The 12,400-nt window shown below is 71.7% G+C and carries 8 protein-coding genes and 1 tRNA gene; 5 read left to right on the top strand and 4 right to left on the bottom strand.

The features are described from left to right. Nucleotides 1-1,053: 1,053 nt before the first annotated feature. The 3 genes from ACWCRA_RS10800 to ACWCRA_RS10790 all read right to left on the bottom strand — a co-directional run bounded on the left by ACWCRA_RS10800 (nucleotide 1,054) and on the right by ACWCRA_RS10790 (nucleotide 3,818). The gene (locus tag ACWCRA_RS10800; RefSeq protein ID WP_451067260.1) at nucleotides 1,054-1,878 is read right to left on the bottom strand and encodes an isocitrate lyase/PEP mutase family protein; all 825 of its coding nucleotides are present in this window, start codon (nucleotides 1,876-1,878) and stop codon (nucleotides 1,054-1,056) included. 182 nt (nucleotides 1,879-2,060) lie between these two features. Beyond that, a tRNA-Ser gene (locus tag ACWCRA_RS10795) sits at nucleotides 2,061-2,147 on the bottom strand. Nucleotides 2,148-2,240: 93 nt separating this feature from the next. Continuing rightward, entirely contained in the window at nucleotides 2,241-3,818 is a 1,578-nt protein-coding gene (locus ACWCRA_RS10790; protein WP_351544988.1) for a S1C family serine protease, read from the bottom strand. A 423-nt stretch (nucleotides 3,819-4,241) separates the two neighbouring features. Here ACWCRA_RS10790 and ACWCRA_RS10785 point away from each other — a divergent pair, with 423 nt between their 5' ends. From ACWCRA_RS10785 to ACWCRA_RS10775, 3 genes are all read left to right on the top strand, one after another. After that, nucleotides 4,242-5,051, top strand: coding sequence for a glycerophosphodiester phosphodiesterase (locus ACWCRA_RS10785; RefSeq protein ID WP_451067259.1), 810 nt, complete (start codon nucleotides 4,242-4,244; stop codon nucleotides 5,049-5,051). Between the two features lie 70 nt (nucleotides 5,052-5,121). Beyond that, complete coding sequence (locus tag ACWCRA_RS10780) at nucleotides 5,122-5,721, top strand: ATP-binding protein (RefSeq protein ID WP_351544994.1); 600 nt, start codon at nucleotides 5,122-5,124, stop codon at nucleotides 5,719-5,721. A gap of 362 nt (nucleotides 5,722-6,083) precedes the next feature. Further along, nucleotides 6,084-7,070, top strand: coding sequence for a DUF5926 family protein (locus ACWCRA_RS10775; RefSeq protein WP_351544997.1), 987 nt, complete (start codon nucleotides 6,084-6,086; stop codon nucleotides 7,068-7,070). A gap of 837 nt (nucleotides 7,071-7,907) precedes the next feature. Here ACWCRA_RS10775 and ACWCRA_RS10770 read toward each other — a convergent pair. Further along, the gene (locus tag ACWCRA_RS10770) at nucleotides 7,908-8,600 is read right to left on the bottom strand and encodes a bifunctional DNA primase/polymerase (RefSeq protein ID WP_351544999.1); all 693 of its coding nucleotides are present in this window, start codon (nucleotides 8,598-8,600) and stop codon (nucleotides 7,908-7,910) included. Nucleotides 8,601-9,185: 585 nt separating this feature from the next. On the opposite strand from ACWCRA_RS10770, the gene ACWCRA_RS10765 reads away from it, so the two are divergent. Together ACWCRA_RS10765 and ACWCRA_RS10760 are read left to right on the top strand one after the other, a co-directional pair. Continuing rightward, nucleotides 9,186-10,772 (top strand): PP2C family protein-serine/threonine phosphatase, encoded by a 1,587-nt coding sequence (locus ACWCRA_RS10765; protein WP_451067258.1) that lies wholly within the window; start codon nucleotides 9,186-9,188, stop codon nucleotides 10,770-10,772. Nucleotides 10,773-10,919: 147 nt separating this feature from the next. Next, nucleotides 10,920-12,377 (top strand): aminopeptidase P family protein, encoded by a 1,458-nt coding sequence (locus ACWCRA_RS10760; protein ID WP_351545005.1) that lies wholly within the window; start codon nucleotides 10,920-10,922, stop codon nucleotides 12,375-12,377. Nucleotides 12,378-12,400 lie beyond the last annotated feature (23 nt).

The following is a 12,400-nucleotide window of genomic DNA, read 5'->3' as shown; positions in this document are numbered from 1 at the left end:
CGCCCGGCAGCACGGACGGGTCCGCCCTCAAGCGCCGGACGGGTCAGCGCTTCAGCCCACCGGCGATTGAGGGACACCCACCCAGCCCCTCCGGCGATTGAGGAGCGGGGGTTCGGGGGCCGGCCCCCGACCGTGACCCGCGCCGCGCGGGGCGCCGATCGCACAGGCTTCCCACCATGTGGTCAGCCGACCCGCCCGGCTACCCCTCGTCAATCTCGTGCCGCCCCCCGCCCCCACTCCTCACCCGGGCCTGCACCAGCGGAACGAGCACCGCCGAAACCGTCGCCCCGGTCGCCACAGGGGTGGCAAGAGACGGGGCATAGTGCGACATAACCATCACCGCCAGCCCGACTCCGACGACAGCGACACCCCAGAACAGACCCCGCCGACGCCCGGAGCGACGCACTCCGGAAGAGGCTCGGGGGACGGTGTCCGGCTTCGCACGGTGGGCCGCCCCGGACTCAGTGGGTACTGTCATAACTGACCTTCTCTCCAACAAGGGACTGGGTCAGGGCGGCTCCCGTGCCAGCGGGGGCCGCTTTACGTGCGGCCTCACCACCCATGACCGTCAATGGTGGCACCACAGACGGACATCACCAATCCGCTTCTCGACAGAGAGCAATGGAGAACTGTCTCCATTCCGGTGACAAATGCGCAATTCCCACGCACAGAGATGATCAATTAGGCAACTACTTTCCTAACGCACACCATCTGACCTGCATGTTCATCAAGCAGTTCACCGTGGGCAAAGATTTTTCAACGAACCTTCAGTAAGTAAGCGGAACCTGCGACTCCACCGTGACTACTACACGCGTAGAGTTCCGTTTCCGGAAACTTCGGCCGTGGCCGCCGGCAAATACCGGCCGCTGATCCATGAATCAGCCACGGCACGGGGAGGTCCGGAGGGCCGCCCGCCCCACGCGATCACACCCGGCCCACCGCCGGAGCGGGCCCGATCCAGCGCCGGGGCGGGCCCGAAGCGAAATCCGGCGCTCCGACCGGGCCACCGCGGCGACGCCGGCCCGGACCGGACCGGCGACAGCTCTCCCCGCGTCAGCGGGCCGAATCCGCCCCCAGAAGCAGGTCGTTCAGCTCCTGGTAGCCGAGCCCGCCCTCCAGCGCGCTGGTGGTGCCCTGGTCCAGCAGCTCCCGCGCCGCGCGGGCGGCGAGCCCGTACGCAGCCTCGGCGATCGCCGAACCCGCGCTGACCCGGCCCGCCCCCGCCGCAGCGAGCGCCGCCACGGGCAGGGACCCGGGTCCGGCCGAGACATTCACCGGCACCCGCACCGAGTCGGCCAGGACACCGACGGCCTCCGCGTCCAGGGCCCCGAGAACAAAGATCCCGTCCGCGCCGGCCGCGACATAGGCATAGGCGCGGACCAGTGTCTCCTTCATCCACTCCGCGCGGTCACCGGGCGGCAGCCGGTGCGTGTCGATACGGGCGTTGACGAACAGCGGAACCCCCGCCCCGTCCGCCGCCCCACGAGCCGCCGCGATGCGCTCGGCCTGCTCGTGGACGGGCCGCAGCGAGTCCTCCAGATTGATCCCGACCGCCCCCGCCTCCAGCACACCGCGCACCGTCTCCGCCACACCGTCGGCGTCGGGGGCGTACCCGCGCTCGATATCGGCGGTGACCGGGAGGCCAACGGCCGCCGCGATACGGGCGATCGCCGCGAGAGCCTCGTCCCGGCGGAGGTGATCCCCGTCCGCCGCCCCGAGCGACCACGCGACCCCGGCACTGGTGGTGGCGATGGCCCGCGCCCCCGCCTCCGCCACGACCCGCGCGGACGCGGCGTCCCAGGCGTTGGGCAGAACCAGCGGCCTGCCCTTCACATGCAGAGAACGGAACAGTTCGGCCTGATCGCGAAGAGGTGCCATGTACCGCATTCCACCACAGACCCCCGCCAGATGATCAAGAATCCCCCACCACCCCGGCCCCGCCCCGCGCCGGCGCGTGGACCGGCAGCGCGGCGCAGGGGCCGGTGCGCGGAGCGGGAGACCCCGGACGAGAAAGGGGCGCCCCCGCATCGGGGGCGCCCCTTCTCCATCCGCGCGTACAGCGGTGGGTGTGGGATTTGAACCCACGGTGACATCACTGCCACGACGGTTTTCAAGACCGTTCCCTTAGGCCGCTCGGGCAACCCACCCACGCTTCGCGCCATCACCTGGCGCGGAGCGGCCTACAGAGTACCGGCACGGTGGGGGCGGTCGCAGCCGCGTTGTGGTGGGGCGGGGGCGGGTCAGCTGTCGCCGGTGCGTTCGCCGAGGGTGACCTCGGTGGTGGCGGGCTTGCCGTCGCGCTCGTAGGTGAGCTTCACCTTGGTGCCGGGGCGGTGGTTCCAGATTTCGCCGATCAGGGTCGGGCCGCTGTCGATCGGCTTGCCGGCGAACTGGGTGATCAGGTCGCCCGCCTTGAGGCCGGCCTTCGCCGCCGGGCCGTCCGGGGTCACGGCCGGGGTGCCGCCGGAGCTCTGGGCGGTGATCCTGGCGCCGGTGCCCTTGTTGGCCATGTCGACGGTCGCGCCGATCACGGGGTAGACGGGCTTGCCCGTCTTGATGAGCTGCTCGGCGACGTTCTTCGCCTGGTTGATCGGGATGGCGAAGCCGAGGCCGATCGAGCCCGCCTGGGACTGGCCGAAACCGCCACCGGTCGACTGGATGGCCGAGTTGATCCCGATGACGGCACCGCGCGCGTCGAGCAGTGGTCCACCGGAGTTGCCGGGGTTGATCGAGGCGTCGGTCTGGAGGGCGCTCATGTACGAGTTCTTGCCGCTGGAGCCGTCGCCCGAGGCCACCGGACGGTTCTTGGCGCTGATGATGCCGGTGGTGACCGTGTTCGACAGGCCGAAGGGCGCGCCGATCGCGATCGTGGAGTCGCCCACGGCCACCCTGCCGGAGTCGCCGAGCGGGAGCGGGGCGAGCGCCGAGGGCGGGTTCTTGAGCTTGAGCACCGCGACGTCGTACCCCTGGGCGCGGCCGACCACCTCGGCGTCGTACTTCTTGCCGTTGGAGAACGTCACCGACAGCGCGCCGCCGTCCGCGGCGGAGTCGACGACGTGGTTGTTGGTGAGGAGGTGGCCCTCCTGGTCGTAGACGAAGCCGGTGCCGGTGCCGCCCTCCTGCTCGCCCGTCCCGCCGGTGCCGCCGAGGTCGCCGGTGCCCGCGCCCGACTTGGCGTCGATGGTGACCACGCTCGGCAGTGCCTTGGCGGCGACCGCCGAGACCGTGCCCGGTTCGCGCTTCAGCTCCTGGGGGATGTCGGCCGCCGAGACGGTGGTGGAGTCGACGCCGTCGTCGTTGCGCTCGGCCGCCCAGTAGCCGATTCCGCCGCCGACGCCGCCCGCGACCAGCGCGGCGACCAGCACCGCCGCGAGCAGGCCGCTCGGGCGCTTGCGCTTGGGGCGCTCCGGCTGGACCGGTACGCCCCAGGTGGCGGGGGAGCCGCCGTCGTGGAAGGCGCCGTCGCCTCCGTACGCGGGGGAAGCGGGCGGCGGCGGGGGCCAGCCCCCCGCCTGGTGGTGGGCCGTGCCCGAATCCTGGGGGCCCGGCGGGGGCGGGACGGGGCCGCCGGGAAGGGGTGCGGTGGCCCCGGTCCCGGGGTGCGGGGACGGGAGAGGGTAGTCGGCCGGCGCCTGGGCCCGGGCGGCTTCGCCGGGCGGCGGCTCCGGGGAGTGCGCGGGAGCGGCCGGGGCGCCCGGGGAGGGCGGGCCCGCGGGGGCGGGCGGCGGGGCGGCCCCGGGAGGCGCTGCCGGCACAGGAGGTACGGACGGGGCTGCCGACTGCGCAGTGCCCTCGTTGCCCTCGTTCTCAGTGCTCACAGCTCTCTCCTCAGTTCCACGTCGATCACTCCGGCAGACGTCCGCTGGTGCCGCTGGTGCCGCTGTCGCGGAAAGAATGTCTCAAGGTGTCTCACTCCAGCATTTCCCACGGCCCGTCAGGCCACTGTAAGCAGGAGCTGTGGGTATTCCGGCAATCATTTACTTAGGGCGAAACGGACACCCACCGGGACACCCGCCCGGACACCCGCCAGAACACCGCCCGGACACCCGCCGGAACCACCGTCCGGAGGACCGCGCGGCGCCCCGTCGGGGTACCCGGCACCTCCGCGTACGGCATCGGGCTCGCCACCCCCAGAGTGCCCGACCGGCGCGGGAGCGGGAAGCGCGCCCCCCCGTTGGCATCAAGCCCCGTCCGGCCGCCCCCGCCCCTCGCCCGTCCCCTCACGATGGCACCATGACGCGGTGACCCCAGCACGGCAGCACCACATCCAGGTCGTCGCTCACCGAGGAGCGTCCGAGGACGCGCCCGAGCACACACTCGCCGCGTACATGAAGGCGATCGAGGACGGTGCGGACGCCCTTGAGTGCGATGTGCGGCTGACCGCCGACGGTCATCTGGTCTGTGTCCACGACCGGCGTGTGAACCGGACGTCCAACGGCCGGGGCGCCGTCTCCGCCCTGGAGCTGGCGGATCTCTCGGCTCTCGACTTCGGGACCTGGAAGGGGCGCGAGGACTCCGCGGAGAGCCCCGACTGGGGCGATCCCTCACTGACCTCCGTACTGACCCTGGAGCGGCTCCTCGAACTCGTCGCCGACTCCGGGCGCCGGGTCGAGCTGGCCATCGAGACCAAGCACCCGACGCGCTGGGCGGGCCAGGTCGAGGAGCGGCTGCTCAGGCTCCTCGGCCGGTTCGGGCTCGCGGCGCCCGCCGGCGCCGAGGACTCCCCCGTACGCATCATGAGCTTCTCCGCCCGTTCGCTGCACCGGGTGGCCGCGGCGGCGCCGACCGTGCCGACCGTCTATCTGATGCAGTTCGTGAGCCCCCGGCTGCGGGACGGACGGCTGCCGGCCGGGGCGCGGATCGCGGGCCCCGGCATCCGTATTGTCAGGAATCACCCCGCTTACATCGCCCGGCTGCACCGCGCCGGCCACCGGGTGCATGTCTGGACGGTGAATGAGCCGGAGGACGTGGAGCTGTGCGCCCGGCTCGGGGTGGAGGCGATCATCACCAACCGGCCGCGGCAGGTCCTCTCCCAACTGGGCCGCCGGTAAACGCCGGAGCACCCGCCCCGGGGATGCCCGGGAGCGCACCGGCGCGCTCCGCCCGGATCGGCGGTGAGGAGTGCGTCACTGCCCCCGCCTCGAACGGTTTCCGGTCCAGTCCATTGGGGCATTCACACCGTGGCGTGGGGCAAAGGAGGTCTCGGGGGTGGCGTTGGTGGTGGCACAAGAGGTGCCCACGTCGTCGAGCATGGCCGTACCCCATGGCCCTGCGGGCGTGGGTCAGGCAAGGCACCGTATGCGCGAGGAATTGCGCCGCAGCGGGGTCCAGGACTCGGTCGTCGACGATGCAGTTCTGATTCTTTCCGAGCTTCTCAGCAATGCCTACCGGCATGGCAGGCCGCTGGGACACGTGGAGGTGGGAGACGGAGACATTCGCGCCGCTTGGCGCGTCGACAGAGCGGGCCGGCTCACGGTCGAGGTGACGGACGGCGGAGGTCCCACCCGGCCCATTCCGGCGACGCCGTCGGTGACCGCGAGAGGCGGGCGCGGGCTGAACATCATCAGCGCGCTGGCCCAGGAGTGGGGCGTCCGCGACAGTGCGGCGGGCGAGGTCACCGTATGGGCCCGGGTGAACGAGGGGCATCGTCGCGGCGATTTCGCTACGCGCGTCACTGCCCCGGGCTTCGACTTCGCGGAGGTCTGTGACGATCTCGGCTGAGATGGCGGGACGTTCGGCGACCAGGGCTCCGAGGGCCCCAAGCACTCCGGGGAAGAGGGCCGGAAGGACGGGAAGGAACGGAAGGGCAGGGAAGAGAACCAGCACGAGGACGTGCTGAGAAGCACCGGAAAGCGTCGAGGAGCGTTATGGAAGGCCTGGCGGCTCGGGCCGACCGTACGACCGCTCCGGCCGGCGCCCGTATCGAACACGACCGGGGCCCCCGAAGCAGGCCGGGGGCAGGGCAGCCCATGGCACCGCGAGCGCGTGCGCGGCGGACGGCTAGGCTCGCGCCCAGAGACAGCACCGCCGCATACAGCGGACACCGCTGACAGCAGCGCCGCCGCACCCGGGAGAAGCCGCACATGGCCAAGAAGCGCCCCCAGACCAAGGCATCGAAGCCTCAGCCCAAGAACCGGACCCGCGGCGCCCATGAGCCCGTACCCGTGGTCGGGGCACGCGAGCCCTGCCCCTGCGGCTCGGGCCGCCGCTACAAGGCCTGCCACGGCCGGGAGGCCGCGCACTCCGTGACCGAGCTGGTCCAGCGCCCCTTCGAGGGCCTGGCGGGCGAGTGCGACTGGGTCGCCCTGCGCGAACTGGTGCCCGCCGCCACCGTGCGGCTCACCCTCAGGGACGGACTGCCCGACGGAGTGCCGTCCGTGACCCTGGCGACCGTACTGCCGATGGCCTGGCCCGCGCTCCGCCGCGACGACGGCTCCGTGCTGCTCGGCCTCCAGAACGACACCTCCTCCGGCGACCTCAGCCGCGACCTCGCCGACACGCTGAGCCGTGCGCTGGCGACGGAGCCGGGGAATCCGGTCGGCGGAGAGCGGGTCTCCGGCGATGGTCCGAGGCTTCAGGACCTGCTGGACCCGGCGGCCGACTTCACCCCCGAGGTCCATTCCGGTTTCGAGTTCTGGGTGCCCGAGTCCCAGGAGAGCTCCACCCCGGAGGTGGCCGCGTCCCTGGAGCGGGCGAACGCGGCGGCGATCCCCACCGTGAAGCTCTCGGGGGTCGAATCCGCCTACTGGTGCGAGACGCCGGAGAAGAACCATCTGCGCTGGGTCATGCCCCACCCCGAGGAGAAGCTGCTGGACGCGCTGGCGCGGCTGCATGCCGCCGGCGGGACATCGCTCGGCGAGGGGACCCGGCTCGTCGGCTCGTTCCGCGCGCACGGCCTGATGGTCCCGGTCTGGGACCTGCCGAGCGCGATGGGCGCCACGGAGTGCGGGAAGCCGGCCGCCGAGTTCGCCGAGCGGCTCGCCGACGCGCTCGCCACGGAGGTTCCGCTTACCGCCGATGAGCGGCGGGCGCGCGGGGGCCTCACCAACCGTCAGGTCACCCTGAGCTGAGCGGCCGGTCCACCGGATGACCCGGCTCAGCCGCCCGCCGAGAAAAGCCGAGTGACTCCAGTCACAACTCGCGCCAATGGCAGCTGAATCGCTGTCCGAATACCCGAGATCGAATTTGCGAACCGCCGATCTCTTGTTACCGTTCTAGAAGCCCGGTCGCTGGTGCATCCCCCGTCGCCAGCGATCGGGCCTCTCCATTTACTGAATCTTCAACGGAACGACATGCCCCGTTGACGATCCGTCAACCTCTGGTGGACGCAGTGGAGTTGCCCCCTCCGCCCCGAGGGCACCCGGGCATCTGCCCGGCGCGCGGGAGCCGGCCACCATCGATGAACTGCGAAATCGCGGAATTCTCCATGGTCATGCCACATGTAGGCCCGGAGTAAAGACCTCGCGGGATCTCATCGGCGCCCGGCCCGCCATCCGAGTCAACCGCACGGGTGGTTCGTCACTCTCACCCGGTCGGCCCCTCGCGGCGCGTACGGAACTGAATTCGCCTCCACCGCATTGCACCGATATGGACCCGGGACACCCCATGGCGTTCTCCGGCCGCCGTGCCGGGCGGCTGCGCGCGGCAGCTCCGGAGGGGCGAGTTCCAGCCCGGAACCGCGGCTTCCGAAGGCGTGCGCGCCCGAAGACCTACGCTCGGAATCCGCGTGATCACGCTTAGTTTCGGCCGACTCTGGTGCCCTTGACCCATCGCCGGTTTTCCCCTAGACGGCCGAGGGCCGGCCCCCGCCCCCGAACGGGTGCGGAAGCCGGCCCTCCCAGCCGTGACCGCGCACAAGCGACTCCGCGCGGATGGTTCGCGCGCGGATGGCTCCCCGCGCGGGTGGTTCAGTACGCGAGCCGGCTTCCGCCGTCCGGCGCATTCGTGCTCGCCTCCACCAGGGCGTCCACCACCGCCTCCACCCGCGGCAGCCACGGCGTGGCCGACCCGGGCAGCGGAGCCCGCTCCCAGCGGACCTGCCCCACGCCCGTCTCCGACGGAGGCAGCACCAGATATCCGCCCTCGCCGTGGAAGCGCAGCGAACTCGGCACGCAGTCCTTGGCGAAGAGCAGCTCACCGAGCTGTTCGAGGCTGTAGGGGGCGACCAGCAGCGACCACCGCGTGGGCGTCGCGACGACCGGCCCCAGCCGCAGATCCATCCGGTCGAGCGCCGCCAGCGCGCGCGCTCCCGCCATGGCGGGGAGGCTCACCGCGCAGGGTGCGCTCCCGCCGGTGGCCAGGACGACCGGCGAGGCGGGCCGATTCGCCCACCACCAGCGCAGCATCCGCTCATCGGTGGTCGCCGCGAGGAGTCCGGGGTCAAACGGGTGTGCGCCGGGCACGACGCACTCGGGGTCCGGGCAGGCACAGCCGCGCCCGCGGTCACCGCGACCGCCGGCCGACTTCAGCCCCGCACCGGGAAGTACGGGCCATTGCCACTCGGTGGCGCAGAGGAGCGCCGCTTCCAGCTGTGCTGGCTGTACAGGTCCCCTTTTGCGCCGAAACCGGAGCCTGCGTCGCCTTCCGAGGATCTCGCGCATGTGCGCTCGTTCCTTTCCGTTGAACGCCGAGGTCCACATGACACCATGTGTGCAGCTCTTCACTGTGCGTACAAAATACGTACTGGGCGTTACGAGTACGTACTGGCCGGCGTTTCACCGCCCCGCGCCGGCGACATGGGCGGCCCTCGCATCTCCTGCGGCAGGGTCGCCGCCGAGGGCCGAACGTGGGCTGTACTCCATTCAACGCGCCGCCCGTGGTGGCGCGCGCCTGGCACTTGCTGTTCGCGCCCACCGCCCGGGGGATCGCCCCCCACTCCTGTGGGGCCTGCCGTGCGGTTCTGGCACGGCCTGCGACTATGAGGACGCCAGAGTCGATCGCCAGGTTCCGGGGCGGTGCCAATTGCCCCTGGCCATCACTGTTTACGTACCCACAACGTTTGGTATGACGCTTTCCGCGGAGGGCCGCTCCAGGACCCGTGCCCCGGAGAGATCCACCGAGGGATCGACTGCCGAACGCCCTCAGTCGACCTCACCGACCTCCATCAGGCGCTTTTTTCAGCCAAGTTCAAGATTGACCCAAGAGCGGTTCAAAGTCCCTCAGACACCATCAATCCCACTGGTGCAATGCTGGACATCCCCTTCCTTCTGCGTGTAGATGTGGATGCATGGGTAGCCACGCAGAATGACATGAATGACATGGGGGTTTGCGATGCTATTGAGCAGAACGCACCAGGTGGAAAGCCGATCGCGATGAGCGCCCCCCATCTGCCGAAAGTGGCTGGAATCAACTCAGCACTTCCGCTTCCGCAGCACACTACGGCGCCCCTCTCCCCTTCTCTCTCCACGCCCGCCATCCCCGGGATCGCGGCCGGGACGGCTCCGGGTGTCTCCCCCGGGGCACTGGTCCAGGACCGGCTGGCGGGCTGGGTCTCCGATCTGGCCACCCTTCACGAGCTGACCGAGCGGCTGGCCGCGACCCGTTCGCTCGACGACGCCCTCCGGGAGCTGCTCGAAGCCGGGGCGGCCCTGCTCGGCGCCCGCCGCGGTCTGGTCGTCCTGGAACCGCCGCCCACGGCCCCGCCCTCCCGCGCCGACCGCTTCGCCGCCGACCGCGGCCCGGCCCTCACCAGGGGCCTCGGCCTCACCCATGCCGAACTGGGGCACATCGAGACGGTCCCGCGCGCGGCGACCGCGTACGGGCGCATTCTGGAGAGCCGGGGGCTGCCCGGCGCGCCGCCGCAGGCCGTCGCCCACCCCGACGTCCTCGGGGACATCTCGCTCGACCCCCGCCACCGCGAGGTCGCCCGCCGGCTCGGCTGCGCGGCCGGTTACACCCAGCCCCTGGCGTCCGAGCCGTCCGGCACCCTGGGCGCCGCCGTCTGGCTGTACGACGAACCCACCGCGCCGGATCAGCGCCGGCGCCGGCTGGCGGCCCTCTACTCCCGGTACGCCACCGAGCACCTGGCCCGGCTGCTGGAGCTGGAGCACGCCCGCGCCACGGTGGCGGCCGTCGCCGGGGAACTGCTGCCCAGCAGGCTGCCCAGGGTGCCCGGGGTGGAACTCGCGGTCCGGCACCGCACCGGGCCGCACGGCGGCGGCGACTGGTACGACGCGCTGGCGCTGCCCGAGGGGGCGCTCGGGCTGGCCGTCGGCTCGGTCAGCGGCTCGGGCCCCGGGGCGCTGGCCGCGATGGGGCGGCTGCGGGCCTCCCTGCGGGCGTACGCCGTGATGGAGGGCGAGGACCCCGTCGCCGTGCTCTCCGATCTCGAACTGCTGCTGCGGCTGACCGAACCGGCCCGCACCGCCACCGCCCTCTTCGCCTACGCCGAGCCGTCGGCCGCCCGCATGGTGCTCGCCGGGGCCGGGCACACCCCTCCCCTGGTGATCGGGGAGCGGCGCACCGAGTTCGTCGAGACCTCGCTGTCCGCGCCGCTCGGGATGCTGGCCTGCTGGGAGGCGCCGAGCGTGGAGCTGTCCCCCGAGCCCGGAGAAACGGTGCTCCTCTATACGGACGGTCTGCTGCGGCGCACCGGCGACCCCATGGACCGGGCCTTCGCCCGGCTGCGCTCCGCCGCCGCGAGCGTGCCGAGGGCGGCCCGCGCGGACCCGGGGGCGGTCGCGGACCACGTCCTGGACACGGTGCTGCGGGAAGGGCCGGGGCAGGGCCCGGAGGACGAGGACATCGTGCTGCTCGCCGCCCGTTTCGGCTGACGGAGACGGAGACGGAGACGGAGGCCGCAACGGACGGGCCGGGGATCGGGGACCGCCCGTTATGTCTTACTTCTCACATCTCTCGGAGCCTCTTCGGCGTCGCACATACGATGGAGACCGGTCCAGTGACGTATCGAGGAGGCAGACGTGGCCGAGGAGCTCACCCCGAGTACCCCGGAAGAAGAAGAGCCGCAGATCAAGCCGCGCAAGAACGGCCTCTACCCCGGCGTGTCCGATGAACTCGCCGCGAGCATGGCGAGCGGCTGGGCCGACACCGAGCTGCACGACCTCCAGCCCCTGGAGCAGGCCGGTCACACGGCGGACCGCCGCGCGGCGCTCTCCGCGCGCTTCCCCGGCGAGCGGCTGGTGATCCCCGCGGGGAAGCTGAAGACGCGCTCCAACGACACGGAGTACTCCTTCCGTGCCTCCACCGAGTACGCGTACCTCACCGGCGACCAGTCCGAGGACGGCGTCCTGGTGCTGGAGCCCACCGCCGACGGCCACCGCGCCACCATCTACCTGCTGCCGCGCTCCGACCGCGAGAACGGCGAGTTCTGGCTCTCCGGCCAGGGCGAGCTGTGGGTCGGCCGCCGGCACTCCCTCACGGAGGCCGAGAGGCTGCTGGGCATCCCGGCCAAGGACGTACGGGAGCTGGCCGGGCGGCTGCGCGAGGCGACCGGCCCGGTCCGCGCCGTGCGCGGGCACGACGCGGACATCGAGGCGGCGCTGACCGACAAGGTCACCGCCGAGCGCGACGAGGAGCTGCGCACCCACCTCTCCGAGGCGCGTGCCGTGAAGGACGCCTTCGAGATCGCCGAGCTGCAGAAGGCGTGCGACTCCACCGCCCGTGGCTTCGAGGATGTCGTCAAGGTCCTGGACAAGGCCGAGGCGACCAGCGAGCGCTACATCGAAGGAACGTTCTTCCTCCGGGCCCGCGTCGAGGGCAACGACGTCGGCTACGGCTCGATCTGCGCCGCCGGCCCGCACGCCACCACGCTGCACTGGGTCCGCAACGACGGCCGGGTCCGCTCCGGCGACCTGCTGCTGCTCGACGCCGGTGTCGAGACCACCGCGCTCTACACCGCCGATGTCACCCGCACCCTGCCGATCAACGGCCGGTACACCGAGCTTCAGCGGAAGATCTACGACGCCGTCTACGACGCCCAGGAGGCGGGCATCGCCGCGGTGCGGCCGGGTGCGAAGTTCCGTGACTTCCACGACGCCGCGCAGCGGGTGCTCGCCGAGCGGCTCGTCGAGTGGGGGCTGATCGAGGGACCGGTGGAGCGCGTGCTCGAACTGGGTCTCCAGCGCCGCTGGACGCTCCACGGCACCGGTCACATGCTCGGCATGGACGTCCACGACTGCGCCGCCGCGCGCACCGAGGCGTATGTCGACGGCACCCTGGAGCCGGGGATGTGCCTGACGGTGGAGCCCGGTCTCTACTTCCAGGCGGACGATCTGACCGTACCCGAGGAGTACCGCGGCATCGGCGTGCGGATCGAGGACGACATCCTCGTCACCGAGGACGGCAACCGGAACCTCTCCGCGAGCCTGCCCCGGCAGGCCGACGAGGTCGAGGCCTGGATGGCCTCGCTCAAGGGCTGAGCCACGGCCGCCACGGCCGCGTG

The organism is Streptomyces sp. NPDC001889, assembly GCF_053594535.1.
The sequence above is the reverse complement of the archived record's forward strand: the minus strand, read 5'-3'. Positions and strand labels throughout refer to the sequence as shown.

Bases quoted from the DNA above. Each gene is read 5' to 3' on its own strand.
- ACWCRA_RS10800 (WP_451067260.1), bottom strand. From the start codon at position 1,878: ATGGCACCTCTTCGCGATCAGGCCGAACTGTTCCGTTCTCTGCATGTG.
- ACWCRA_RS10775 (WP_351544997.1), top strand. From the start codon at position 6,084: ATGGCCAAGAAGCGCCCCCAGACCAAGGCATCGAAGCCTCAGCCCAAG.
- ACWCRA_RS10770 (WP_351544999.1), bottom strand. From the start codon at position 8,600: ATGCGCGAGATCCTCGGAAGGCGACGCAGGCTCCGGTTTCGGCGCAAA.
- ACWCRA_RS10765 (WP_451067258.1), top strand. From the start codon at position 9,186: ATGCTGGACATCCCCTTCCTTCTGCGTGTAGATGTGGATGCATGGGTA.